Below are 26,969 nucleotides of genomic sequence, written 5' to 3' on the forward strand. Positions count from 1 at the left end.
AAAAAAATCTCATTCCGGATGAAAAATTTTTCGCATAAGAGAGGAAATGGTGCACGCTTTTCCTCCAATTTCAGAAAGAACGTGCACACTTTTCCAGTTGATTATTCGCCGATAATCGTTAATTTTCTTGTTTTTTCAGCGACAGCTTCTGGGTCGACCTTGATTCTTGCAACACCAGTTTCCATTGCTGCTTTTGCCACCGCTTTTGCTACCGCTGGTGCTACGCGTGCATCAAATGGTGCAGGGATGACATATTCAGCTGACAATTCTTCATCTGAGACAAGAGACGCAATTGCTTCAACAGCTGCGATTTTCATTTCTTCGTTAATGTGAGTTGCACGTACATCTAATGCTCCGCGGAAAATTCCTGGGAATGCCAGTACGTTGTTCACTTGGTTCGGGAAGTCAGAACGGCCAGTTCCTACAACACTTGCACCTGCTGCATGTGCATCTTCTGGCATGATCTCTGGATTTGGATTAGCCATAGCAAATATGACAGGATCTTTTGCCATTTTTCCAACCATTTCTTTTGTTAAAGCGCCTGCTACTGAAACCCCGATAAAGACGTCTGCACCTTCAATGACTTCTTCTAATGAACCTTCTTTGCGGTCTTGGTTCGTGAATTTAGCTACTTCGTTTTTCACTGCATTCATACCGTTCGGGCGGCCTTCGTAAATAGCACCTTTCGTATCACACATAATGATATCACGTACACCGAAATGATAAAGAAGCTTGATAATCGCAATTCCTGCTGCCCCGGCGCCGTTTGCCACTACTTTGATTGAAGACATGGATTTTCCAGATAGCTTCAGTGCATTCACAAGTCCTGCTACTGTCACAATGGCTGTTCCGTGCTGATCATCGTGGAAAACTGGAATGTTTGTCTCTTTTTTCAAGCGCTCTTCGATGATAAAGCAGTTAGGTGCTGCAATATCTTCAAGGTTCACACCGCCAAAAGTCGGCTCAAGAAGCTTCACTGTTTCAACGATTTTGTCAACATCGTTCGTTGCAAGCGCGATTGGGAAAGCATCTACGCCTGCAAAACTTTTGAATAATACAGCTTTCCCTTCCATTACTGGAAGAGATGCTTCTGCGCCAATATTTCCAAGCCCTAAAACAGCGCTTCCGTCTGTGACAACAGCGACCATATTGCCTTTCATTGTATAATCATACACTTTGCTTGTGTCGTCATAAATATCTTTACATGGTTCTGCAACACCAGGTGAATAAGCCAAGCTCAAGTCTTTCGCATTTTTCACTTGTACTTTTGATTTTGATTCGAGTTTGCCTTGATTCTCTTTGTGCATATGTAATGCTTCTTCTCTTAATGACATGTGATGAACACTCCTTCAAGTGGAAAATGATTTAATGATTTGCTAAGTTGATAAGCACATACTGGCAGTTTTAAATACACAGAATCTTTAAAATGATAACACAATAGGTGAATTTGTAAAACATATTCAGGCGATTTGTCATCATTTAATCACAACGTTTTGTTCACCGAGCAGCTCTTTTAACTGGAAAATCACAGCATGATTTGCATGAACTTTGTATGCATCTGGAAGTCTCATCGTCTTTTTTTGCTTCTCATAATACAAATAGACATCTGCTTCTCCGCTGTGCATCGAGAGGACTCGTTTTACTTGCTCTAGCAGCTCCTGCGTATGATTCTCTTCTTTGACCCGAATGTAGACAGACTCTTTTCTTTTTGCGTCCATCTCTTCCAGCAAAGCAGCTTCTTGCACGATGATTTGACTGCTGTCATTTCTGACCTCTACTCTGCCTTCAACATAAAGCATGGTGCCCTCCTCAAGTAAGGGGGACAGCTTTCTAAATTGCTCTGGAAAGACGACGCCTTCCATTTCTCCCGTTTCATCCCCAAATGTAACAAATGCCATCGATTGTCCATTTTTTGTCCGAATCGATTTCACTTTTGTCAAAAGACCACCCATTGAGATTTTACGCTTTATATAGGAAGAAAGCCTGATGATTTCCACTGCACTATTCTCTCTTAAGCGGTCTCGGTACGCTTGTACTGGATGATTTGATAAATATAACCCGAGTGCCTCTTTTTCAAATTGCAGGAGGTCAACAAGCGGCATTTCTTCTATCTCCGCATATTTTGGCTTAATGGAGAAGGTTGTATCCCCAAGAAAGTCCAGCTGATCCTCTGGATTTAAAAATGACACGTGGTCTAACGCAATATCTATCGATGCTAATAACGAAGCACGATTGGGATAAAATTCATCCATCGCCCCTGAAAAAATGAGCGCTTCAATCGTTTTTCGGTTGACACTCTTTGGTGATACTCTTGCGCAAAAATCAAATAAATCTTCAAACGGCTTTTCCTGTCTTGCTCTGTATATATCCTTTACAGCTGACACTCCGACATTTTTGATCGCTCTTAAGCTGTAGCGGATCTCCCCTTTTTCAACCGTAAATGGAAACTCACTCTTATTAATAGAAGGCTTCAACACAGATATCCCTTTTTCCTTCGCCTCATAGAAATATTGAGCAACTTTGTCTTCATTTCCAATTACACTCGTTAAAAGACCGCACATAAAATATAACGGATAATGCGCTTTTAAATAAGCAAGCTGAAAGCCAATCATGCTATATGCAACAGCATGGCTTCTATTAAAACCATAGTTTGCAAATTTGACGATTAAGTCATAAACGTCATTTGCAATGTTAACAGGATACTCCTTTTTTAGGCATCCTTCAACAAAATGGCTTCGCTCTTCATCAAGAACCTTTTTATCCTTCTTCGAAACAGCTCTTCTTAATAGATCTGCCTCGCCCAGCTGAAAACCAGCCATCTTCGCTGCAATCAGCATGATTTGCTCCTGATAGACGATGACCCCATATGTATCCTTTAATATGTCATACAAATCAGGATGAGGATAGGAGACCTTGACTCTGCCATGCTTTCGGTCGATAAAAAGCGGGATATTTTCCATTGGACCTGGACGATAGAGGGCATTGACCGCCACGATATCTTCTAAACTAGACGGCTTCAAGCGTCTCAGCACCTGCCGCATTCCCTGTGATTCAAGCTGGAATATTCCAGTTGTATCTCCGGCGGATAACAATTCAAACGTTTTCTGATCCTCGTATGAAATGTCACTAAAGTTAATGTGGACGTTTTCCTGTCTTTCAATCTGGTTTTTAATGGATTCAATTAATGTTAAGTTTCTGAGCCCTAAGAAATCCATCTTTAAAAGTCCAAGGTCTTCTAAATAATTCATGGCGTACTGCGTTAAATACACACCTTCATGGCCGTCTTGAATCGGAACGACCTCTGTCAGCGGCTCTTCGCTCAGCACAACGCCAGCTGCATGTGTCGAGGTGTGTCTTGGCAAGCCTTCTACTTTTAAAGCAGTTTGGAAGACCTTTCGAAGCTCTTCGGATTGCTGAAGCATCGTTTTTAATTCAGAAGATGCAGTCACCGCTTCTTTCAGCGTCGTTCCTGGCTTTGATGGAATCAGCTTGGCAAGACGGTCCGCTGCTTTTGAATCAATTCCCATCACACGTCCAACATCCCTTAAAGCAGCTTTTGCTGCAAGTGTTCCAAACGTGACAATTTGCGCCACATGCATGTCTCCGTATTTGTCTTTTACATAAGAAATGATTTCATCTCTTCTCGTATCGGGGAAATCAATATCAATATCTGGCATACTGATCCGCTCTGGATTTAAGAAACGCTCAAATAAAAGACCGTGACGGATCGGATCGACATCCGTAATAAACAGAACATACGCAACAAGTGAACCCGCTGCTGATCCCCGTCCAGGGCCTGTGACAATCCCTTTGTCATGCGCATACTTCATAAAATCCCACACAATGAGAAAATAATCACTGAAATTCATTTTTTGGATAATGCTCAGCTCATATTCAAGCCTTTTGACATACATGTCATTTGAAGCAATCTTTCTTTGCTTCATCCCTTCTGCGCACACTCTGCGTAAAAACTGATCTGCTGTTGATTGATCAGGAGTTGGATAGGATGGAAGTTTTGTCTGCCCAAGATTTAAATCGACTTCACAGCGGTCTGCAATCTCCACCGTTCTTGTCAGCAGCTCTCGATCATCTCTATACCATTCCAACATTTCATCAAAGGATTTGAAATGCTTTTCTCCTCGGTCTTCCTCTATCTCTGAAAGCTGCTTACCTGCTTTAATCGCCTTTAAGCACGTATAAGCCATTTTGTCTTCTCGATTGATATAGTGAACATCACCCGTCGCAACAAGAGGAATGTCCGTACTTTGTGAGACGTCCCGCAGTTTGCCGGCGAGCGATTCGTCCTGCTGAAATGGCTGAAGTGCGATATACACATGTCCCTCGCCGAATATATGCTTCAATTGTTTGGCGGTTTCACGCGCTTCTTCTAACTGATCATGCTGCAAAAGCGTTTCAATATACCCAGATGCGCCTGGTGTGATGGCAATGAGCCCGCGGTGATAGCTTTTGAGCCATTTCTCTTTCAATCCGGCTTTTGATTTTGATTTCAGCACACTGCTGATTTTGATCAGGTTTTGATAGCCTTCATTGTTTTTTGCAAGGAGTACCAAGGGATAAGCCTCTGTCTCTTGTTCATCTATGAAGACAGAAGCTGTTAAACCGATAACCGGCTTGATGCCATGTTTTTTACATTCCTTATAAAATTCAACCGTGCCATACATCACATGGTCATCGGTAAGAGCAAGCGCCTTGCAGCCAAGTTCTTTTGCTTTCAGCACAAGCTCCTTTACTTTAGCTGCACTGCTTAACAAGCTGTATCCACTGTGGACCTGAAGATGAACATAAGACATGCTTAATCCACTCCTTTCGTCTAAAGTCATTCTTTCATTATAAAACGCGATGCGATGAGAAACAAATGTTCTTTCTTTTCTGTCCGTTCATACTTGTCCAGCACACGCCATATATTGAATAGAGTGAGGTGGACAAAATGGATGTGAAGGAAGCTTTTATTCCGAATTTTATCAGCTGTTATTTTATCGCCCTTGGGGTCATTTTGGGTGGTGCTATCATAGGCGGTGTTGGTGCGTATTTATCTGGTCAGCCGCCTTTATCCATTATTACTAGTCTTGCCAACCGTTTAAAGATTTGGGCGCTTGTCGCCGCTATCGGCGGAACATTCGATGCTGTTTATAGCTTTGAACGAGGCATTTTCGAAGGAAACACGCGTGATATTTTCAAGCAGATTTTATTAATTATCTCTGCCATGGGCGGTGCACAAACGGGGTATCTCATTATTACGTGGCTCACCCAGGAGCATGTGTCATCATGAGGGTTCCGGAGCTGTATAAACGCCCAGGCTGGCAGCGTTTTTTTGCAGGAATGATGTTTGGTGCGATTGTAAGCTGGCTCATTTTTCTCTTTACATACGGAACCTTTCAGGAAAAGCAAGTGACACTGCTGAGAAGCCAGCAGCATCATATGGACAGTTTGAAAGAACAAATCACACTCTATCGGGAAGATTTGCATAAGTTAAATGAGGATAATAAGAAGCGGCTGCTGATTCAAAGCGTAGATGTTCATCTCGTGAATCGTGAGCAGTATAAAATCCCAGAGCCAGATACGCTAAAGTTTGAAGATCAGGTCAAGGAGGATATCTCAGAAGTCATTACAAAGGATATTGAAAGTGTCTATAAAACAAAGGAATTACTAAAACGGACAGTGGAAAATAAAGAATATACCATTCGGGAAAAGGCATATCGCGCGAAAGTGACAGAGCTGACAATTTATACGAAGCTTTCACTTGAAGTACGTATTTCATTTGCTGAATAAGGAGGTTGTGGAATTTTTATGAATTTCTGCCCTCAATGATCGCTTTTCACGCTTCATTTTTATACACTAAAAGTAGAACGAGATCTTAAATAGAAAGAGGTGAGGACAATGGAGGTTTACAGCTATCGTCAAATGGCACGAGACAAAGCAAGCCGGATCAAAGACGGCATGTGCGCCTATGCTGAGACAGAAATGATGGCTCATTTAATTAAAAAAGAATTAAAGCATCAAAATCTCCAAGCCTATGAAGATTCAACAGACATCGGCTGCTGGTTTATCCCTGTATGCAAGTAACCCTTTTCTCCATGACAAAAAAGAGAGAAGGGACTTAAGTATCCCTCCTCTCTTATGATGATGATTTACATACTTCCTCTAAATCACGCAAAATCTCATCTGCTACTGCCCAATCATAAATGGACGCACCGGCTGCAAGCGGGTGGCCGCCGCCATGATATTTTTTCGCAATGGTGTTAATGACGACTCCTTTAGAGCGGAATCTAACACGAATCTGATCGTTTTCTTCCACAAAAAAGACCCATGCCTTAATGCCTGCAATATTTCCTAGTGTCCCAACAAGCTGTGAGGCTTGCTGCGCTGTTGTTTGGAACGATTCCAAAATTTCACGCTTAATGAAAACAGATGCAACCCCGTTCTCTGACAAAGAAATATGTTGAAAAATATAACCATTTAATTTCACGACATTCAAATCTGTCTCATACAATTGATTGAAAAGATCTGAAGATGAAAATGGATATTCGATGAGTTCACCTGCATATTTGAGTGTCTTTTTCGTTGTGTTTGGGAAAAGGAAGCGGCCTGTGTCTCCTACAATGCCGGCATAGATCAATTCAGCCGCCTTTGTATTCAGCTGATATCCTTCTTCTTTCCCCTCTAAGTACAATTCATAAATCATCTCGCTCACAGAGCTTGCCTCTGTATCCACCCAAAGCAAATCACCATAAGGATCTTCATTTGGATGATGGTCGATTTTCATCAGCTTATCGCCCATTAAATAGCGCTGATCATCGATTCTTGCTTGATTGGCCGTATCACAGACAATGACAAGGGCCCCTTTATACACGTCGTCTGGTACCTCATCGAGTTCATATAAAAATGAAAGGGATGGCTCAGGCGTTCCTGTCGCATAAATATTTTTTTCTGGATAGGTGGCACGCAAGATTTCCGTAAGGCCGCACTGCGATCCATACGCATCAGGATCTGGTCTTACATGTCTATGGATGATGATGGTGTCATATAATGATATGGTTCTAATCAGTTCTTTTTTCATAAAAACTCCTTCTCATGCGATACTCTTTTTATTATTAAATCATAATCTATCGTGACGGAAAAGTGAGGAATAGACAATTTATTCTAGTAAGCAAGCCTATTTACGTTTAAAATAGGGTTGTAACCACTTACAATGGAGGCTTGGCACATGCTTGTTTTGATTGTGTTTATTATTTGTTCTGCCATGTTTTATTTATACTACAAAGCAAAAAATGTCCGTACGAACCGGCCAGTCGAGAAAAAATTCTGGTCGGCGAAATCCAGTATGGCACTTGGCTGCTTTGTCCTGCTCTTCGGTGTGAATCAATTATTTTTAAACCGCTCGTCACTCGCATTTGTCATCGGATTTATTTTTGTTGCCGTCGGTATCGGCAGTACGTGGGCTGGGTATAAAGCCTACAAGCATTACCTTCCGCTCTTCTTAAAGGAAGGCGAAAAAGATCACGCGTAATAAGGAAAGGGGCGACATAAGTTCGCCCTTTTTATCATTATCCCCTCTCCATCAGCTGCACCATCAGCATCGCTTTGCCTACGATATTCGATTGGTGATAAACCTCGACTTCCAGCTTTCCAAACTTGCGTCCTACTTCTAAAATATTCGGCTTAATCTGGATTGTGGATTCCATTTGGACCGGTTTTAAGAAATAGACAGAGAGACTCTCGACGATCAGTTCGCCCTTTTTATGAGATTTTAAGAAGCGGTTGGCAGATTCGATTAAAATTTGTGTGAACACCCCATATGAAATGTTTCCAAGCTGGTTCGTCATTTGCGGGGTAACCTCGTATTGATAAACCGCATCCGCTTTTGGTTTTTCTGTATCGGTTTCTTTAAACCCTCTTGAGACAACATCATCCAGCTTTTCTCCGACCTGCGGCTGCTTTTGGATCATTTGGAGCGCCTTGAGCACATCCTGACGGCTGATCATACCGATCAACTTCGCATGATCATCCACAACTGGCAGCACCTCAATGCCTTCCCACACCATCATTTGTGCAGCTGAGGCGACAGATGTTTTGCCAATGACCGTCAGCGGATTTTTCGTCATCACTTTTTCAATCGGTGTGGAGCGGTCATGCCCCGCAATATCCTTTGAGGTGAGGATTCCGTGAATCTTCATTTGATCATCTGCGACCGGGAAACGGCCGTGGCCAGTTTCATAATTCTTTTCATACCATTTTTCAAGCTTATCCTCTGGTGATAAATACACGGTGCGTTCAATCGGCGTTAAAATATCTTCTACAAGCACAATTTCTTTTTTAATTAATTGGTCATAAATGGCTCTGTTAATGAGGGCCGCTACGGTAAATGTATCGTAGCTTGTCGATAAAATCGGCAGCTCCAGCTCATCTGCGAGCTGAATGATTTCATCATCTGTTGAGAATCCGCCTGTGACCAGCACAGCCGCCCCTGCCTCTAATGCCTGTCTGTGGGCATTGATACGGTTTCCGACGATGAGCAGGTTGCCAGCTGCCGTATAGCGCATCATTGCGTCCAGCTCCATCGCTCCAATGACAAATTTGTTTAACGTTTTATGTAATCCGGCGCGTCCTCCAAGGACCTGTCCATCAATGACATTGACCACTTCTGCATATGTCAGTTTTTCAATATTTTCTTTTTTCTTTTGTTCAATTCGAATGGTGCCGACTCGTTCAATGGTACTGACGAATCCTTTATTTTCAGCATCTTTGATGGCCCGGTAAGCGGTGCCTTCACTCACTTTCATTTCTTTCGCTATGCGCCGGACAGAGATTTTCTCCCCGACATCTAATGAATCAATATACGATAAAATTTGCTCATGCTTTGTCGCCAATCCCGTTCACCCTTTTTGTTTTCAGCGTTTTCATCTATGTTTCATTATAAGGGCAGGAGGCTTTTAATAGCAATTTGTCTTTTCTTTCAGCAGATGAAGGCAAATAAAAAAAGCCGGCATTTGTGTGCCAGCTTTATTCATATGAGGATTAAATCTCGATTGATTCCCCGCTGTTTAACACATGCCCGACGCCGCCATGCAGGCTGTCTGCAAATGCATGCGGATCCTGTTCAATTGGCGGGAATGTGCTGTAGTGGATCGGAACGACCTGTTTTGCCCGCAGCCATTCTGCTGCGATTCTTGCATCTTCCGGTCCCATCGTGAAGTTATCACCAATTGGAAGGAATGCGAGTTCAATATGATTCAGTTCACCGATCAGCTTCATATCTGAAAAGAGAGCAGTGTCTCCAGCATGATAAATGGTTTTGCCCTCTGCCGTGAATAAAATACCTGATGGCATCCCTGTATACGTAATTGTCTGTGCCTCTTCATCAATGACAGCTGAACCATGGAACGCTTGCGTGAGCTTCACTTTACCAAATTCAAACTCACGGCCGCCTCCAATAGAAAGCGGGTGCGTTTTCACCCCTTGCCAGCTTAAATACGTGGCAAGTTCGAAAGGCGCGACAACAAGTGCATCATTGTTTTTAGCCATTTCAATGGTGTCGCCGATGTGATCTCCATGTCCATGTGTCAGTAAAATGACATCCGCTTTCACATCTTGCGGTTTGATCTCTGTGTGCTTATTTCCATTTAAAAATGGATCAATCCAAATATGGTATCCGTTTGTTTCAATGTGTACAACTGAATGTCCATGATATGTAGCTTTCATGTGAGTATATCCACCTTTCAATTTTTGATCTCATATCATTTATTCCCTCTATAAAAAGCTGAAAAACTTAATGCCTGTGAATCACGTTAAGACCACCTGTTGCTTCAATGACGGTCCCTGTAATAAGATCTGAACGGTCATCGCATAGAAATGAGATGATACGTCCTATATCCTCTCCAGTGCCAGACCTGCCTATCGGCGTTTCATCGTCTTTGATTTGACGGGCTTCCTCTATTGTCGATTCTTTCATGTCTCCAACGATTTTGCCTGGACACACCATATTGGCCGTGATACCGTTTTCGGCTTCTTCAATCGCAATGGTTTTCGTCAATGACGCAAGGCCCACTTTTGCCGCTCCAAAGGCTGATCTGTGCATCCAGCCTGGCGCATGGTCTGCACCTTGGAAGCCATAAGTGATAATGCGGCCAAAGCCTTGTTTTCTCATCATTGGGATGACCATTCGGAACAAATGGAATACTGCTGATAGGTTGCCTTCCATCATTTGATACCATTCATCCTCAGAATAATCCGCCAGTTTTTTTCGTTCAAAAATATAAGGGCCAGCATTGTTAATCAGGGCATCAATCCGCCCAAATCGCTCTGCTGCCAGCTCTACCATGTTTTTTAAATCTTCTTTTTTTGTCACATCACCTTGGACAAATTGAAGCTTATCTTCGTACTGCTGTAATTCTTCTTTCATCTGCCGGACAGCTTCATCATCACTTCGATAATTCACTGTCACAGAATACCCCATATTCAGTAAAGACTCGGTGACTTTCCGGCCAAGTCCTTTAGAACCCGCTGTTATTAATGCGTGTCGCACACAATCTCCTCCTAAAGCAAAGGTTGCAAGTTCACGTGTTTCTTATCTTATCTTTTACTTTACTATAAACCGGCATCTGGCGCACTTATGAACCCTTTATCGATATGAGTCAAACAGTATAGGGTGATTCATCCACTTTTTCAAATCCCATGAGCCATGGATATCGAGAAGCAGCGAAACAAAACGATAGCACTCTCTCACCTCATGAGGATCACGAGGAAGCGGGCAAATCTCTTCATAACCCAATTGAACATTGCGGGCAGCTTCTTTCGTCAAAAGGTATTCCAATGCAATAAAATCAAACGCAGCTGGTCCATATACGACATATTCTGTATCAACTAAACTCATCACTTGATCATCATTTTCAATATATTGAGACGGATCTAAATCAATTAAAATAAGACTGGCTGAATCAGGCGTCCTTAGCTTTTCGATCTTTTGCAGCACAATTTCTGCATAACAGTGAAATTCAGGCTGATCAGCGTAATAGCGGTCTATGAGTTTGGATACAGCCTTTTTTAACACAGCATGGAATTCTCTCAAATGCTTCTTTTCAGCTCCGTAGACTGCACCAAAAAAGTCAGTACGATATGAATGAAGTTGTGCTAGTTTCCTCCCATAATCCTTATAAAAGTCTGATGAACGTCCCTCAAAAGATGTACAAGGTGTTCCTTCTACTTTTTCCATTACATAAAAATGTCTCCCTGCCTTCTTCACTTTACGAACAACTTCTGGAATATGAAAGGAATTCATATGAGACAGCTTTTGATTGATTTGATCGATATGCTCTTGTACAGTACGGTCATCTACTCCATAGATCATCTTGATCCCAAATACAAATTCACTTTCTTCTCTTGCAGTTTTAGGAGATTTGACTACATATTCCGTTTTATCTTGTAAGGAGATCAGCCACACATCATTAACCCGTCCGTCATATTGTTCTCCTAACGTTTTCACTGATACGATTGGTTGATGAAACAAAGCCTCAAGCGTTTTCTTCATGATCTGCTGTCACTCCCTCTTCTGCTTGACGCAGGTATGCTTTCATTTCTCCAATGATCATCAATCTCCTTTTTCCATGACAAAAAAACCATCCGTATAAATGAATGGTTTTGATAAGTTATGCCAGGCAGGCTTTTGCTTTTTCTAAAGCGAGCTGAATTTGTTTGAATCCAGTTCCGCCTGCACTTGTTCTTTTTTCAACAGCAACATATGGATCAAGAACTGTGTAAATGTCTTGTTCAAAAAGCTCACTTGCTTCTGTAAATGTTTCAAAAGAAAGATCACTTAGATAGATGCCTTTTTGAATACATGTATACACAAGCTTGCCAACGATTTCGTGTGCTTCACGGAATGGCATGCCTTTTTTCGCAAGGTAGTCTGCCACTTCTGTCGCGTTTGAGAAATCTTCTTTTGTTGCCTTTTTCATGACATCTTCGTTCACTGTCATCGTTTGAATCATGCCTGTGAAAATTTGCAGGCTGCCAGCGATGGTTTTCACTGTATCAAACATGCCTTCTTTATCTTCTTGCAGGTCTTTGTTATACGTAAGCGGCAAGCCTTTCATAATCGTGAGAAGCCCCATCAGATTGCCATACACGCGGCCTGTTTTCCCGCGGATTAATTCAGCCATATCCGGGTTTTTCTTCTGCGGCATCATGCTGCTGCCTGTTGCATACGTGTCATCGAGTTCAATGAATTTGAATTCTTGCGAGCACCATAAAATGATTTCCTCACAAAAACGTGAGAGATGCATCATCACAAGGCTGCTATTAGATAAAAACTCTAAAATGAAGTCCCGGTCACTCACACCATCGAGGCTGTTTTCGTAAATGTGGTCAAAGCCAAGCTGCTCTGCTGTATATTCACGATCAATCGGGAATGTCGTTCCTGCTAACGCTCCGCATCCAAGTGGAGACACGTTAATTCGCTTCAATGAATCTTGAAAGCGCGCTTTGTCACGCTCAAGCATCCAAAAATAGGCGAGCATATGATGGGCAAACGAAATAGGCTGTGCACGCTGCAGGTGCGTATATCCTGGAAAAATTGTTTCAACGTGCTGTTCTGCCTTTTCTACAAGCACCGTTTGAAAGGAAGAGATCAGCTCAATAATATGCTCGACTTGGTTATTCAAATATAAGTGCATATCGGTTGCAACCTGATCATTCCGGCTTCTCGCTGTGTGCAATTTGCCGCCAAGCGGACCAATCTCATCAATGAGCATTTTTTCAAGGTTTAAATGAATGTCTTCATAATCGACTGAGAATTCCAGTTCATCCGCCTCTGCCTTTTTCATGAGCGTATTTAGTCCGTCTTTGATGGCAGCGGCCTCCTCATCGCCGAGGATACCGCATTTATTCAGCATACTTGCATGAGCAAGGGAGCCGGTCAAATCTTCTTTGACTAATTGTTTGTCGAAATGAATGGACGCGCCAAACTCATCGACCCATTTTTCTGGTGTTTTTTGAAATCGGCCTCCCCAAAGCTTTTTCATGCTTTAACCTGCTCCTTTTTATTCACGATGCTGTTTACTTTTGTCGGTAAGCCCCAAAGGTTAATAAATCCTACAGCTGCATCATGATCGAATTCGTCTGCTTTTGTATAAGTTGCTAGATTTTCATCATAAAGTGAATATGGTGATTTACGTCCTTCTACAATGGCATGACCTTTAAATAGTTTCACACGTACAACACCCGTTACGTTCTGCTGTGTTTCTTGTAAGAATGCATCTAGTGCTTCTTTAAGCGGTGAGAACCATAAGCCGTTGTATATTAATTCAGCCATTTTTTGTTCAACGATTGGTTTAAAGTGTGCCACTTCCTTGACAAGCGTTAAGTCTTCAAGCTCTTTATGTGCTTTAAGAAGTGTGACAGCACCTGGGCACTCGTACACTTCACGGGATTTGATGCCAACAAGACGGTTTTCAACGTGATCGATTCTGCCTACACCATGCTGACCAGCGACTTCATTTAAATGAAGGATGAGATCAGATAATGAATATTGGATACCATCAATCGCAGTCGGTTTTCCTTTTTCAAACGTGATCTCAATGATTTCAGGTGTGTCAGGCGTTTTTTCAAGTGGATTTGTCAGATCGTATGCACCCTCTGGCGGCGCAGCCCAAGGATCTTCTAAAATGCCACATTCGTTACTTCTGCCCCAAAGGTTTTGGTCGATTGAATATGGGCTGTCTAAGTTAATCGGAATTGGAATACCGTGTTTTTGTGCATAATCGATTTCTTCATCACGAGACCATTTCCATTCACGCACTGGTGCAAGAACTTCTAGGTCTGGATTCAATGCTTTAATGGATACTTCGAAACGAACTTGGTCGTTCCCTTTTCCAGTACATCCATGAGCAACTGCTACTGCATTTTCTTTTTCTGCCACTTCCACTAATTTTTTTGCAATAAGCGGGCGGGATAGTGCAGATACTAGTGGATATTTTCCTTCATACATTGTGTGTGCTTGTAATGCAGTGAGCGCAAACTCTTCAGCAAATTCTTCTTTTGCGTCAATCATGTATGATTGAACAGCTCCGACTTGAAGTGCTTTTTGTTGAACGAATGCTAAATCTTTTCCTTCACCTACGTCCAAGCAGCAAGCAACGACTTCGTATCCTTGCTCTTGTAACCATTTAACTGCAACAGAGGTATCAAGACCTCCGGAATATGCTAATACGACTTTTTTATTTTGTGACATGATTGAAAAGCTCCTCTCGCTTGTTTTGATTCTGTGAATGTTTTTGCATAAAAATAAGTTTTAATTTATAAACATGCATTTAGTATGTATACACTGTAACAAGGAAAAATTGTTTTTTCAACCCCTTTATGAAAAAAACTCTGCCAAATTTTCTTGGCAGAGTCATTTTGGGCTATTTTTGATCCTTTTCAAGCTCTCGTAAGACATGAGGAAGCTCTGGAATCACGAGTTTGGTCATGGCTAAACGAACGGCTCCGGTAGATCCCGGCGTGGCAAAGACAGCCTTTTGATTGACGACCCCTGCCGTTGCCCTGGATAAAATAGCAGCTGAACCTATGTCTTCTGTATAACTGAGCATGCGGAAGATTTCGCCAAAGCCAGGCAGTTCCTTGGAAAAAAGAGGGGTGATTGCTTCAATGGTCACATCCCTTGCAGCAATTCCTGTGCCGCCATTTAACAAGACGGCATCTATTTTCGGTTCGCTTGTTCCCTCCAGCACAGCGTCTTGAATCGATCCTATATCATCTTTTACAATATCGTATGCAAGAACAAGATGTCCCTGTTCTTTGAGCAAATCAATCATCAGACGGCCGCTTTTATCTGTATCTTTCGTTCTTGTATCACTGACCGTAATGACTTTCACATAAAGCCTTTCTTTCGCCTCACGTTTATGTTCTGTCACGCTCATCTTTCGCACCGCTCCCTTTTGCTTCATATTGGACAACATTATAGCATGCTGCTTTTAACAGAAAAAAGCTCTTTTCCTTATTGGAAAAGAGCTTCTCAAACTTGATTACGCTAAACGCATAACGTCTCTTGCAATCATTACTTCTTCGTTTGTTGGGATGACGATTACTTTTACAGGTGAGTGCGGGTAGCTGATGAATGCTTCTTCGCCTCTCATGTTGTTTAGGGATGGATCCCAGTAAACGCCCATGAATTCTAGACCACGAAGTACACGTGCTCTAACTTCTGAACTGTTTTCACCGATTCCAGCTGTGAAGATGATCGCATCTACGCCATTCATTCTAGCTGCATAAGAACCGATGTATTTATGAATACGGCTCGCAAAAATATCAAGAGCAACTTCTGCACGGTCGTTTCCTTCTTCTGTTGCTTCTTCGATATCACGAAGGTCACTTGACAGACCAGACACACCTAAAAGACCACTCTTCTTATTCAAAGTAGAAAGCACTTCTTCAGCAGTATGTCCTGTTTTTTCCATAATAAATGGAATAAGGGCAGGGTCAATGTTACCAGAACGTGTACCCATTGCAACACCAGCAAGTGGTGTAAAGCCCATAGATGTATCGATTGATTTTCCGCCTTCAACTGCTGCGATACTCGCACCATTTCCAAGGTGGCAAGAAATCAGACGAAGCTCTTCTAGTGGACGGCCTAATAGCTCTGCTGCACGCTCTGTAACGAACTTGTGGCTTGTCCCGTGGAATCCGTATTTACGAATACCAAAGTTTTTGTAGTAGTCGTACGGAAGGCTGTATAGGTAAGACTGCTCTGGCATAGTTTGGTGGAATGCTGTATCGAACACAGCAACCGCTGGTACGTCAGGCAGAATTTGTTTGAATGCTTTGATTCCTACAACGTTTGCAGGGTTGTGAAGTGGTGCAAGCTCTGAAAGCTGATCAATGTCATTGATCACTTCATCAGTTAAAAGAACAGAATCGCTGAATTTCTCTCCGCCGTGAACAACGCGGTGTCCTACGCCATCAATTTCATTAAAGTCTTTGATGATGTGAAATTCAGTTAGTTTTTCAAGCAGCATTTTGACCGCTACTGCGTGATCTGGAATATCTGTCACTTCTGTTTTCTTTTCTCCATCTACAGAGATCGTGAAGATACTGTTGTCCATTCCGATTCTTTCAACAAGCCCTTTTGTTAAAACGGTTTCTTCTGGCATGTCGAACAATTGGAATTTAAGAGATGAGCTTCCTGCGTTAATTGCAATAATTTTGGACATTACTGTCGCTCCTTTTACTCAGTTGTTATATAAGGTTTCACGTTTTTTCCGGTGCTATATTCAACCTGTTTGACGGGTCTTTTATAGTTTAACGATAAGTCCGAAAAATATCTGACTTTTTCATTTAAACATTGAAAACTTTGCATTTCAAGTGCACCTTCAAACTGTTATCGCTTACATCAATAAGTCGTTATTTTCTGAATAGTAAAATAGCCAGAAATCACTCTGGCTATTCTTTCGTTTCTTTTTCTTCTATAAACCACTGGTCTAGTTTTCTCATCACACCGACCATTGCTTCCTTCTGTGAGAAAGATGGAAGATTGGCAAACAGCATTCGTTTTGGTGCTTCCAGCCCTTCTTTTTTCTTTTGCATCACAAATAAGCTTTTGGCGTGTTTTTTATCCTTAAACATGGACACTGGCAGTTGAATTAACGCATTCATATACGCATGATCTTTGATGAAATCCTTTAATTGTACGCTCTCTTTTCCTTCAAACAAATCATTTGGAATGATGAAGAATAAGAAGCCGCCTTCTTTTGTGTATCGCAGGCTTTGTTCAATGAATAAATAATGGGCAAAGGCATGTCCTTCTTTTGCCTTTAATTCAAAGTCTGCTGCACGCTCATCATCTGGATAATAGCCCACTGGGAGACTGCATACAGTGACATCTGCCGGTGAGATCAGAAGCGGCTCAAGACTGTCCTGGTGGAAAAGCTCAACTTCTTTCTCCTCTAAATTCGCCTGCGCCCAAGCAATTTTAATGAGCACATCATCAATTTCAGATGCAAAGCCGCGTTTTGTTTCTGCAGTGAGATTATTTAAAACTGCAAGAAGTAAGTTTCCTGTTCCCGCTGCTGGATCAAAGACTACAAGCTCTTTTTGACCATCTAAAAATTTGTTCACCAAATAGCTGACAAACAGTCCAATCGTATCTGGTGTCATCTGGCGATTTGGATGAGAAATATCCTTTTGACCTTTCAATACGGCGAGCTGAAACGCTTTACGAATCTGCTCATGATCATAAGAAGCAAAATCTGCTTTCTCTATTAAATCCTTTAATAAACCGTTTCGATCATTTGCTTGGAAAAAGGCTTCTCCTGCTTCTGCCAATGCTTCAATATAAGAAATGCTCTGTTCCTTTTTTAATCGAATAGAAGCTGTATCGAGCAGTTCAAAAATCGTACTTACTTGATCTTTCTGCAATGCTTTTCTCTCCTCGCTTTGTTAAAAGCTATATGTTCTCATTGAAAAGAGCCCCAGGATGAAGCCGGAGCTCTTGTCGATGCTGCTTTTATAACAGTGATTTTGCAGCTTCAATGGCTTTTTCATAATTTGGGTGATTCGTTGCTTCACTTACGTATTCAGTGTAAACCACTTTTCCGTTAGGGTCTAATACGAAGACTGCGCGCGCCAATAAACGCAATTCTTTCATATACACTCCGAATGCTTCACCAAATGACATATCTCTGTGATCAGATAATGTTTCGACATTTTCAATTCCGTTTGCTCCGCACCAGCGTGCTTGTGCAAATGGAAGGTCTGCACTAATCGTATAAATATTGACAGGACCTAAACCCGCTGCCTCTTCATTGAAACGTCTTGTTTGTGCGTCACACACACCTGTATCAATAGAAGGAATCACTGAGATGATCGTCACTTTTCCTGCTAAATCAGAAAGTGAAACTTCTCCAAGTGAGTTCGTTAATACCGTAAAATCAGGAGCCTGCTCGCCTACTTTTACTTCATTTCCTACAAGCGTGACAGGACTTCCTTTAAATGTGATCGATGCCAAAACAATTCCTCCCTTTTCAAATGTATGGTTCTATCATAGTAGAGAAAGCAAAAAACTGCAAAGCCTAATCGTCCATTTTGCAAAAAAAGTTAACTGCAGCGCAGCTAACTTTTTAAAGGTCTATGTCATCTAGTTTTCGTTCTTTGTGACGGTGCTCCCGCTCATCCTTCTTAAACATGTGCTGAAGACGTTCAATTGCTTGAGGAGCAGAATCCAATATTTTATCGAGCAGATGGGTGTGTTCATCCAAATGAAGCATTCGAACTCCGTTTGTTCCTACAATTAAGAAGGCGATTGGTGTAATCGACACCCCGCCGCCGCTTCCGCCGCCAAATGGGAGTCTCGGCTCTTTTCGTTCCTGTTCATCAGAACGCTTTTCTTTCTTTTGGTTCCCGTTAAATTCACTGCCGCCGGCTGCAAATCCAAAACCAACCTTTGACACAGTGAGAATGACACTGCCGTCAGGGGTTTCGACTGGATCGCCGATGATTGTATTCACATCTATCATTTCTTTTAAGTTTTCCATCGCTGTCTTCATGAGACCTTGGATTGGATGATCTGCCATTTTCGGGTTCCTCCTTAAACAGATGATTCATTCTTCGTTGCTTGAAGAGAGGCACTTTTTCTCGCCTTTCTTCCTTTTAACCAATGGACAAGTAAACGAATGGCTGCAAGCATAGCATGTCCAATACGGAAATAAGCTATACATGCAAACTGAGTCTGTGACACATTGTGCTGAAAGGCCGGAATGACTTCATATATCGGTTTATGCTTAAAGGTGAGATGCTCCTGCATAAAGGCAAGCAGTGCTCCTTTAACTGACCACACACCGCCGGCTGCTACACCTGTTAAAGCGGCGTCTTGAAAGCCGATCCATGTCGACCAGTGAAACGAGACAATCTTTACGTGGATGAAGAACTTGCGCATGATCCGGTTTAAATCGACAATCTCTTTTGTGATGCGCTCCATTTGATGAAGGATCTGCTTCATATCACGTTTTCCTACTTTTTTATGCATCGATTCTTTTTCGTGATCAGGCGTTTTGGCGCTCTTCATTTTCTTCTCACGAATATCAATCGTTTGGTCTTCTGGATTGATCCTCACCATCGGAATCTCTTTTTTGAGTCTGACCAATCCATATAAGGTGATGACCTTCAGTGCAATGTGGTCATTGTCGTTTGTATGCGAATAGTCCAGCGAAATGGTTACTTTCATGAAAATTAACAAGATCACAAGAAACAAAAACGCTGCGATCCAAACGTAAAGCACTGTGCTCACTTCCTCCATAACAAATGATGCTTCCCCTACGATTATGGCTCTCATTCTGGATTTTATACCCAATCAACAAAAAAGAGTTTGACCGTTACGGCCAAACTCCCTCTGATTATACGTTTGATTCTGTTTTTTCATATAAATGTTCATGGACGACCACCGTATCGGCAAAGTAATCATGAACCCCTTGCTTTTTCGGTGAGAACCCAACGATAGCATAGAGAATAAAGATCGTATTAATGTAGCGTCCCACAATCTCTCTAAAGAAAATAACATCCCATGCCAGCTTCTTCTCAGGCTGAAGTGAGACCACTTTAATCCCAAACACCATCTTGCCAAGTGTTTGTTGAAAGATTTTCGTCATGATGGCGAAATAAAGGAGGAATACAATCGTCGTTGTGACGGAAAATGGAGAAAACCATCCCCCTCCTTTGGACCAGCCAAACAGACTAAAGATTGGAGAAACCGTCAAATGGTTTACACCCCAGACGACGAGCCAATCAAGAATAAATGCCCAAAATCTAATCCAAAAACCTGCAAACGCCTGTGCTTCAATTGAAGCGCGCTTCACAAAGGCCGGCTTCGATTCTTCCTCTTGGCTGCGGCTTTCGCTTACTTCATCGAATGTAGAATCCATCTATGATCCCTCCTTTATTTTGAATAGAGATACATCGGTTTAGACCCATTTGAGCCAGCCAGTGTTTCTTTTAAATTCAGAAAATCAATTTCGCTTTTAAAGAGCTTGCTTGCACTCATGTTGAAAAGAGAGTTCCAGCCAAAGCTTTGAGAATAGCTGACCACTGTTGCTCCTTTTAAGCCTTTTTCATTTTTCTTCATCGCTTTTAATGCATCTTCATAATACCCAAGCTCATCGACTAATCCGTTCGATTTTGCCTGTGTCCCGTCATATACCCGGCCGTCAGCAATTTTCTTGACTTCCTGTTTTGACATGCCGCGTCCTTCAGAGATCACTTTGACAAATCCTTCATAAGAGTTGTCGACCATGCTTTGCATGATGTTGCGCTCATCTTTTGTCATATCACGGTTTGGAGACATGATATCTTTGAATTTCCCGCTCTTAATCGTTTCATATTTAATACCCAGATTATCTGCGAGCTTTGAATAATTCAAGCTTTGCATGATGACACCTAACGATCCTGTTAATGTTTCAGGTGAAGCAAAGATTTTCTTCGCTGGAGTTGACACGTAGTAGCCGCCTGAAGCTGCCATGGATCCCATAGATACGTAAATCGGCTTCTTCGCTTTTTTCACTTCTTCTAATTTTTTATGTATTTCAGCACTTTCATAGACACCGCCGCCAGGAGAGTTTACGCGCAGAAGTACACCTTTTACAGAAGCATCCTCTTTCGCTTTATCTAGTTCTTTGAGGAATGCACGATGATCATAACCTTCTCCGCCTAATAGGCTCGATGCGCCGCCATTATCTTGAATGGTTCCATTAATCTCAAGAACAGCAATCTTGCCTGCACCGCTGCCATTCTCTAGTACCTTCTCTTCTATTTCATCCCCGAATTGATAACTCATTTTATTGTCATTGAAGCTATCGAACAAGGCCATCGTGACACTAATCACAATTGAAAATCCGAAAACACCAAGTGCAATAATTAGTGCTACCCATCTTTTCGCATTCATCTTTTTCTCCTCCTTTTTATCTCACTTCATTCATACGAATGCCCACACGAAATGTTTCACAGGAATTGTGGTTTTTTTACATTTCATGTAGGCATATGATAGCACCTCTCTTAAATAACGATCAACTTTACATCGTCTACTTAGACATGCGCATGACGAAAAATTGGCTTTTTTATCCTCTCCCTGCACCTAATAGGCTAGATCTTCACCGCAACGAAACACCTAAACCATTCTTTCATGAGAAAACGGCTATTCAATTATGCTCAGGATTCAGCCATTTCAAATCACTCACATCGACTCATTTCTCATAAAGCAATCCGATCTTCAGATGGTTCTTTCTAAAATTTTTACTTTCATATGAAAAAAGTGTAAAATGTGAGCAAGGGTTTTCATGTAAGCCCTTTATCATTGAAAATTATTTTTGACAGCAAAGGGGAGAACGTCAATGACAGACAATCGTCGCAATGTATTTTTCTTTTACAAAAAAGATCATGAATTGGATGGACACATTTCTTCTCTCGAGAAGCTCGCTACTGATCAAGGCTTTCACGTCGTCAAGCGTGCAGAGGATGCCCACATTATTGCTTCTATTGGCGGGGATGGCACATTTCTTCAAGCAGTACGTAAAACAAAATTCCGGGATGACTGCTTGTATGTAGGGGTATCAAAATCAGAGAATACGCACCTATACTGCGATTTCTCGTTAGAGCATTTTGATAAAATGATTGATGCCATGAATACTGAACAGCTTGAAGTGAGAAAATATCCGATCATCGATGTAAGCGTTGACAGCACAAACCAGTTCCATTGCTTAAATGAACTGTCAATCCGCTCCAGCATTATTAAAACATTTGTGATCGATGTGTATATAGATGATTTCCACTTTGAAACTTTTAGAGGCGACGGCATGATTATTTCCACTCCGACTGGCTCAACGGCCTACAATAAATCCGTGAGCGGCGCCGTGGTTGATCCGATGCTTCCTTGTATGCAGGTCACAGAACTTGCATCGCTGAATAACAACTCTTACCGTACATTAGGCGCTCCTTTCATCTTGAGCAGTGACCGCAAGCTGACGCTGAAGGTAGTGCAGGATGGAAACGATCATCCAATTATCGGGCTTGATAACGAAGCACTCGGCACAAAACACGTCAAACAAATTGACATTGGCCTTTCAGGAAAAGTCATTAAAACGGTGAAATTAAAAGACAACTCTTACTGGGAAAAAGTAAAACGCAGATTCCTTTGAGAATTTGTCCGCACGCTGAAAGCTCCTTTACGGGGCTTTTTTCTATGTCTTTTCATTCACGGTCATGGTTATGGTATGATGTCACAAGTATGAATGTACGAAAAGGAGAACACGATGACATTACAACATTTTGATCAATATCCATTAAGTGATGAATTGAAACAAGCGTTAGAAGCGCTTCACTTCCATACACCAACACCTGTTCAGCACGAGACATTATCAATTGCTTTTTCAAAGCAGGATTTAATCGTCAAATCTCAGACTGGGAGCGGCAAGACTGCAGCCTATGGTCTGCCGATTTGTGAAATGGTTGATTGGGCTGAAAATAAACCTCAAGCCCTCATCCTCGTTCCAACACGAGAGCTCGCCATGCAGGTCAAACAAGACCTCACAAGCCTCGGGCGATTCAAACGAATCAAAGCCGCAGCCATTTATGGAAAAGCCCCTTTTCAAGCGCAGAAAGTAGAGCTTTCACAGAAAAACCATATTGTGTGCGGGACACCAGGCCGCATTTTGGATCACCTTGAGAAAGGCACCCTTTCTTTAGAAAATCTCAAATTTTTCGTGTTAGATGAAGCGGATGAAATGCTGAACATGGGATTTATCGATCAAGTCTCTTCTATTATTCAGTATCTGCCGCCAAAGCGCATGTCGATGCTGTTTTCAGCGACAATGTCTGATGACATGAAGAAATTGAGCGAACAGTTTTTACAATCACCCAAAGTCATTGAGATCGCACGTGAAGAAACGTCTGTACAGCAAATCACTCACACCGTGATTGAAACAGAAGAAGAATCGAAATTCTCCCTTCTTCAGCGTACGATCGTCATTGAAAATCCAGATAGCTGCATTATTTTCTGTAATACACAAGACCGGGTGAATGAACTCACGCTGAAGCTGGACGAATGGGATGTGCCCTGTGACAAAATTCATGGCGGCATGAGACAGGAAGACCGCTTTGATGTGATGGATGAATTTAAAAAAGGTGAATTCCGTTATCTGATCGCAACAGATATAGCAGCCAGGGGAATTGATGTCAGTGATATGACGCATGTCATTCATTATGATCTTCCTTATGAAAAAGAGCGCTATATTCACCGGACTGGCAGAACAGGCAGAGCGGGGAAAAGCGGGAAAACGATTGCGTTTATGACAAAGAATGCAAAGCCGCTTATTGATGAATTAAAGCAGGATGCCGGCATAGATTTTCAAACTCAGCCTTATCCGACAAAGGAAGAAGCAGAAAAGCATGTAGAAAGCTTTGAAGAAAAGATTGAAACGCCTATTCAAAAGGAAAATAAACAGGCAGGCGTTGAGAAGGATATTATGAAGCTTTATTTTAACGGCGGAAAGAAAAAGAAACTGCGGGCTGTTGATTTCGTTGGGACCATTGCCAAAATAGAAGGCGTTGCATTCGATGACATTGGGATTATTACGATTCAAGACACAAAAACATATGTCGATATTTTAAACGGCAAAGGCCCTCTTGTGCTGAATGCTATGCGCCACACAACCATTAAAGGCAAGCAGTTAAAAGTACATGAAGCTCGTTCATAAAAAGTAAAGGCCCAGCGCCTTTACTTTTTTTATTGATGAGAAATAAACTCAAAACCGTGATCCCATCAGCCTTTTTGAGGTCAAACATGACAAATGTCATATTGAATACATGATGGGTGCTACTATGAGTATGACACCTTTCCTTCTATACTTTGAAGAAGAAAGAAACGGAAAGGACTTGAACGTTCATGACGACTTCAACAAACACACAGCAGCAAGCCTCTTTAAGAAAACAAGTTGGCCAATTCTCTGGTGCTGATTCAAAAAAAAGTATCATTCAACTCTTTAATACATTCATTCCATTTTTGGGGCTTTGGTTTCTTGCCTATTATAGCCTGAACATCTCCTACCTTTTAACCCTCTTTTTTGCGGTTATTGCAGCTGGTTTTTTAGTACGTGTCTTTATTATTTTTCACGACTGCTGCCATCAATCCTTTTTCAAACAGAAGCCGCTGAATCACCTGTTCGGTTTTTTAACGGGCGTACTCACCCTTTTCCCTTATCTTCAATGGCAAAGAGATCATTCAATTCACCATGCCACAAGTAGTAATTTAGACAAACGAGGTACTGGCGACATTTGGCTCCTGACAGTCAAAGAATATCAAGAAGCATCAGCATGGACAAAATTTCGCTACAGATTTTACCGTAACCCTTTTGTGATGTTTATTTTAGGTCCGATCTTTGTCTTTCTCTTAAAAAACCGTTTCAACGTCAAAAATGCACGTAAAAAAGAGCGCTGGAACACGTATTTCACAAACGTGAGCATCATTGCGCTAGCAGCTGCAACGTGTCTTCTTTTTGGCTGGCAGGAGTTCCTGCTTGTCCAAGGTCCAATCTTCCTGATCTCAGGATCAATCGGTGTATGGCTGTTTTATGTTCAGCATACGTTTGAGGATTCTTACTTTGAAGCAGATGAACATTGGAATTATGTGCAGGCAGCGGTAGAAGGCAGTTCTTTTTACAAATTGCCAAAGCTTCTTCAGTGGTTAACAGGCAATATCGGTTATCACCATGTCCATCATTTAAGTCCGAGGGTACCGAATTATCACTTGGAGCATGCACATGATCATAGTGAGCCGCTTCAAAATGTTCCAACCATCACTTTAAAAACAAGTATTGAATCAATGAAATTTAGACTTTGGGATGAAGAAACGAAAGCATTCGTTACCTTTAAAGAAGCACGGCAATCTAAGAAGATGCCCGCACCTGTCATTAAAGGAGACATTCTAAAGAAAAATGCATAATTGGTGCAAGCTCTTTCTTACACTAGAAGGAGCTTGTTGTCATTTACAGGATGCAACCATAAGTTGAATTTGATAAAGTAAGGAAAAAGAACGAAAACGGAAAAGGTGGCACACGGATGAAAAAACAGTTTAAAATTCAAAAATTGCATGGGATTTCTCCCTATATATGGGCCATTTTTTTCATCCTGCCCTTCTATTTTATCTTTAAAACACCTTCGACTTTAGGTATTGTGATCGGCATTATTTTGAACGTCGTCTTTTTCGCTGTGTATCGTTTTGCCTTTGTCGCAAAAGGCTGGTCTTTATATGTCTTCGGTCTTTTATTGATCGGTATTTCAACTGGTTATGTGATGCTCTACAGCTATATTTATTTCGCTTTTTGCATCGCCTATTTCAATGGGCATATTAAAAGAAAAGTACCTTTTTATATCTTATACTATATTCATCTAGGGAGCGCTGCTATAGCGGTGAACTTTAGTTTGATCTTAAAAAAGGGCTGGTTTCTCACACAAATTCCTTTTGTCGTGATCACCCTGATTAGTGCCATTCTTCTTCCTCTCAGCATTCGGAGCAGGAAGGAACGTGAACGGCTTGAGGAGAAATTAGAATATGCCAATGAACGGATTGCTGATCTTGTGAAGCTTGAAGAAAGGCAGCGCATTGCACGCGACCTGCATGACACCCTTGGACAAAAGCTTTCTTTGATCGGGTTAAAAAGTGATCTTGCCCGTAAACTCGTGTATAAAGACCCTGAACAGGCCCGTGTCGAACTCAAAAGCGTCCAGCAGACCGCCAGAACGTCTCTCAATGAAGTACGGAAGATTGTTTCCTCCATGAAGGGGATCCGAATCAAAGAGGAAATGTCGAACATCGAGCAAATTCTCGATGCAGCTGGCATTGAGTTGATCTATGATGAAAAGGAAGCACCGAAACACATCTCACTTCTGAACGAAAACATTGTGAGCATGTGCATCAAAGAGGCGGTGACAAATGTCGTCAAACATAGTGACGCGACTGTTTGTAAAATCACCATTCACCAAAAATCAAAGGAAGCCATCATCACCGTTGAGGACGACGGAACATTTAAAGGCGACTATCCGCCCTCTCAAACGAAGGGTCACGGCCTTTTAGGAATAAGAGAAAGATTGGAATTTGCAAATGGCCGCCTGCGTATTGAAACAAAAGACGGGACAAAGCTCATTATGAGCATTCCAAATGATTCAGCAGCAAAAGAAAAGGAGGGGATGAAATGATCAACATCTTTATCGCAGAAGATCAGCAAATGCTGCTTGGTGCACTCGGTTCACTTCTCGATTTAGAAGACGATATGACGGTTGTTGGGAAAGGTACGAACGGCCAAGATGCCATCGATTTTGCCAAAACACACCCTGTTGATATTTGCTTAATGGATATTGAAATGCCGGGAAAATCCGGACTTGATGCAGCAGAAGAGCTTAAAGGATCAGATGTGAAAATCATCATTTTAACGACCTTTGCCCGCTCCGGTTATTTCCAAAGGGCGCTAAAAGCTGGCGTCAGCGGCTACATGCTGAAAGACAGCCCAAGCGAGGAGCTGGCAAGTGCCATTCGCAGTGTGATGAAAGGGAAAAAGGTGTACGCACCTGAATTGATGGAAGACTTATATAGTGACGAAAACCCTTTAACGGAGCGGGAGAAATCGGTTCTTGAACTCGTCGCAGATGGTAAAAACACAAAAGAAATTGCAAAAGAACTGAGCATTAAAAGCGGCACTGTCCGGAACTACATTTCCATTATTTTAGATAAGCTGGAAGTGAAAAACCGCATCGAAGCCATTACACGATCAAAAGAAAAAGGCTGGTTTAAATAGAAAAAAGATCAGGACACATGCTGCCTTGATCTTTTTTTTATCGAAAATCCCCTCTTTATTTTTTATCACCAGCTATCAAAATGTCATTGACAACAGCCCACAGTTCTATGATATGATATCCAAGTGATA

At 41.8% G+C, this 26,969-nt stretch carries 26 protein-coding genes; 9 read left to right on the top strand and 17 right to left on the bottom strand.

Annotated features, from left to right (window positions below; all coding sequences use genetic code 11):
* Positions 1-101: 101 nt before the first annotated feature.
* Positions 102-1,334: a malic enzyme-like NAD(P)-binding protein gene (locus tag MHB41_RS13140; protein ID WP_025092260.1), complete on the bottom strand. Its 1,233-nt coding sequence runs from the start codon at positions 1,332-1,334 to the stop codon at positions 102-104.
* A gap of 141 nt (positions 1,335-1,475) precedes the next feature.
* Positions 1,476-4,811 (bottom strand): DNA polymerase III subunit alpha, encoded by a 3,336-nt coding sequence (gene dnaE, locus MHB41_RS13145; RefSeq protein ID WP_340900049.1) that lies wholly within the window; start codon positions 4,809-4,811, stop codon positions 1,476-1,478.
* A gap of 137 nt (positions 4,812-4,948) precedes the next feature.
* Here dnaE and MHB41_RS13150 point away from each other — a divergent pair, with 137 nt between their 5' ends.
* The 3 genes from MHB41_RS13150 (at position 4,949) to MHB41_RS13160 (ending at position 6,084) form a co-directional block, all read left to right on the top strand.
* Positions 4,949-5,290 carry a YtrH family sporulation protein gene (locus MHB41_RS13150; RefSeq protein WP_024424798.1) on the top strand — a complete coding sequence of 114 codons (342 nt, stop codon included), beginning with the start codon at positions 4,949-4,951 and terminating at the stop codon, positions 5,288-5,290.
* Positions 5,287-5,790, top strand: a complete 504-nt coding sequence (ytrI, locus tag MHB41_RS13155) for a sporulation membrane protein YtrI (RefSeq protein ID WP_003216226.1) — start codon at positions 5,287-5,289, stop codon at positions 5,788-5,790. Before MHB41_RS13150 ends, ytrI begins: the two co-directional genes overlap by 4 nt.
* Positions 5,791-5,898: 108 nt before the next feature.
* A complete protein-coding gene (locus MHB41_RS13160) occupies positions 5,899-6,084 on the top strand; it encodes a hypothetical protein (RefSeq protein ID WP_003216400.1) in 186 nt (61 codons plus the stop codon).
* Between the two features lie 52 nt (positions 6,085-6,136).
* On the opposite strand, the gene MHB41_RS13165 is transcribed toward MHB41_RS13160, so the two are convergent.
* Entirely contained in the window at positions 6,137-7,078 is a 942-nt protein-coding gene (locus MHB41_RS13165) for a bifunctional oligoribonuclease/PAP phosphatase NrnA (protein ID WP_024424800.1), read from the bottom strand.
* Between the two features lie 147 nt (positions 7,079-7,225).
* On the opposite strand from MHB41_RS13165, the gene MHB41_RS13170 reads away from it, so the two are divergent.
* Positions 7,226-7,528, top strand: a complete 303-nt coding sequence (locus tag MHB41_RS13170; protein WP_003216665.1) for a YtpI family protein — start codon at positions 7,226-7,228, stop codon at positions 7,526-7,528.
* 37 nt (positions 7,529-7,565) lie between these two features.
* On the opposite strand, the gene MHB41_RS13175 is transcribed toward MHB41_RS13170, so the two are convergent.
* The 14 genes from MHB41_RS13175 to sppA all read right to left on the bottom strand — a co-directional run bounded on the left by MHB41_RS13175 (position 7,566) and on the right by sppA (position 20,941).
* Positions 7,566-8,888: a CBS domain-containing protein gene (locus MHB41_RS13175; RefSeq protein ID WP_034279630.1), complete on the bottom strand. Its 1,323-nt coding sequence runs from the start codon at positions 8,886-8,888 to the stop codon at positions 7,566-7,568.
* Between the two features lie 148 nt (positions 8,889-9,036).
* Positions 9,037-9,720 carry a metal-dependent hydrolase gene (locus MHB41_RS13180; protein ID WP_041115017.1) on the bottom strand — a complete coding sequence of 228 codons (684 nt, stop codon included), beginning with the start codon at positions 9,718-9,720 and terminating at the stop codon, positions 9,037-9,039.
* 67 nt (positions 9,721-9,787) lie between these two features.
* Entirely contained in the window at positions 9,788-10,543 is a 756-nt protein-coding gene (locus MHB41_RS13185; protein ID WP_034279624.1) for an SDR family oxidoreductase, read from the bottom strand.
* Between the two features lie 96 nt (positions 10,544-10,639).
* Entirely contained in the window at positions 10,640-11,545 is a 906-nt protein-coding gene (locus tag MHB41_RS13190) for a phosphotransferase (RefSeq protein ID WP_061109461.1), read from the bottom strand.
* Between the two features lie 118 nt (positions 11,546-11,663).
* A complete protein-coding gene (argH, locus tag MHB41_RS13195; RefSeq protein WP_041115012.1) occupies positions 11,664-13,037 on the bottom strand; it encodes an argininosuccinate lyase in 1,374 nt (457 codons plus the stop codon).
* The gene (locus tag MHB41_RS13200) at positions 13,034-14,245 is read right to left on the bottom strand and encodes an argininosuccinate synthase (RefSeq protein ID WP_024424806.1); all 1,212 of its coding nucleotides are present in this window, start codon (positions 14,243-14,245) and stop codon (positions 13,034-13,036) included. The genes argH and MHB41_RS13200 overlap by 4 nt, the downstream gene beginning before the upstream one ends.
* Before the next feature lie 172 nt (positions 14,246-14,417).
* Positions 14,418-14,933 (bottom strand): MogA/MoaB family molybdenum cofactor biosynthesis protein, encoded by a 516-nt coding sequence (locus MHB41_RS13205; protein WP_024426150.1) that lies wholly within the window; start codon positions 14,931-14,933, stop codon positions 14,418-14,420.
* 105 nt (positions 14,934-15,038) lie between these two features.
* On the bottom strand, positions 15,039-16,223 hold the full coding sequence (locus tag MHB41_RS13210; RefSeq protein WP_024424808.1) for an acetate kinase: 1,185 nt from the start codon (positions 16,221-16,223) through the stop codon (positions 15,039-15,041).
* Between the two features lie 229 nt (positions 16,224-16,452).
* On the bottom strand, positions 16,453-17,427 hold the full coding sequence (locus MHB41_RS13215) for a class I SAM-dependent methyltransferase (protein ID WP_342474532.1): 975 nt from the start codon (positions 17,425-17,427) through the stop codon (positions 16,453-16,455).
* 88 nt (positions 17,428-17,515) lie between these two features.
* A complete protein-coding gene (gene tpx / locus MHB41_RS13220) occupies positions 17,516-18,016 on the bottom strand; it encodes a thiol peroxidase (protein WP_024424810.1) in 501 nt (166 codons plus the stop codon).
* A 112-nt stretch (positions 18,017-18,128) separates the two neighbouring features.
* Positions 18,129-18,581, bottom strand: a complete 453-nt coding sequence (gene ytfJ / locus MHB41_RS13225; RefSeq protein WP_007501733.1) for a GerW family sporulation protein — start codon at positions 18,579-18,581, stop codon at positions 18,129-18,131.
* A gap of 14 nt (positions 18,582-18,595) precedes the next feature.
* A complete protein-coding gene (locus tag MHB41_RS13230; protein ID WP_041115010.1) occupies positions 18,596-19,303 on the bottom strand; it encodes a DUF2953 domain-containing protein in 708 nt (235 codons plus the stop codon).
* A 97-nt stretch (positions 19,304-19,400) separates the two neighbouring features.
* A complete protein-coding gene (locus MHB41_RS13235) occupies positions 19,401-19,925 on the bottom strand; it encodes an RDD family protein (RefSeq protein WP_024424812.1) in 525 nt (174 codons plus the stop codon).
* A gap of 14 nt (positions 19,926-19,939) precedes the next feature.
* The gene (gene sppA, locus MHB41_RS13240; protein WP_024424813.1) at positions 19,940-20,941 is read right to left on the bottom strand and encodes a signal peptide peptidase SppA; all 1,002 of its coding nucleotides are present in this window, start codon (positions 20,939-20,941) and stop codon (positions 19,940-19,942) included.
* A 445-nt stretch (positions 20,942-21,386) separates the two neighbouring features.
* On the opposite strand from sppA, the gene MHB41_RS13245 reads away from it, so the two are divergent.
* The 5 genes from MHB41_RS13245 to MHB41_RS13265 all read left to right on the top strand — a co-directional run bounded on the left by MHB41_RS13245 (position 21,387) and on the right by MHB41_RS13265 (position 26,840).
* On the top strand, positions 21,387-22,190 hold the full coding sequence (locus MHB41_RS13245) for an NAD kinase (RefSeq protein WP_034279604.1): 804 nt from the start codon (positions 21,387-21,389) through the stop codon (positions 22,188-22,190).
* A 114-nt stretch (positions 22,191-22,304) separates the two neighbouring features.
* The gene (locus MHB41_RS13250; RefSeq protein ID WP_041115008.1) at positions 22,305-23,747 is read left to right on the top strand and encodes a DEAD/DEAH box helicase; all 1,443 of its coding nucleotides are present in this window, start codon (positions 22,305-22,307) and stop codon (positions 23,745-23,747) included.
* A 188-nt stretch (positions 23,748-23,935) separates the two neighbouring features.
* Positions 23,936-24,991: a fatty acid desaturase gene (locus MHB41_RS13255; protein WP_034279598.1), complete on the top strand. Its 1,056-nt coding sequence runs from the start codon at positions 23,936-23,938 to the stop codon at positions 24,989-24,991.
* A 116-nt stretch (positions 24,992-25,107) separates the two neighbouring features.
* On the top strand, positions 25,108-26,244 hold the full coding sequence (locus tag MHB41_RS13260) for a sensor histidine kinase (RefSeq protein WP_340900047.1): 1,137 nt from the start codon (positions 25,108-25,110) through the stop codon (positions 26,242-26,244).
* A complete protein-coding gene (locus MHB41_RS13265) occupies positions 26,241-26,840 on the top strand; it encodes a response regulator transcription factor (RefSeq protein ID WP_024424818.1) in 600 nt (199 codons plus the stop codon). The genes MHB41_RS13260 and MHB41_RS13265 overlap by 4 nt, the downstream gene beginning before the upstream one ends.
* The last annotated feature ends 129 nt before the right edge of the window (positions 26,841-26,969 follow it).

The sequence above is a fragment of the Bacillus sp. FSL H7-0578 genome, from assembly GCF_038630855.1.
GTDB classification, from domain to species: domain Bacteria; phylum Bacillota; class Bacilli; order Bacillales; family Bacillaceae; genus Bacillus; species Bacillus safensis.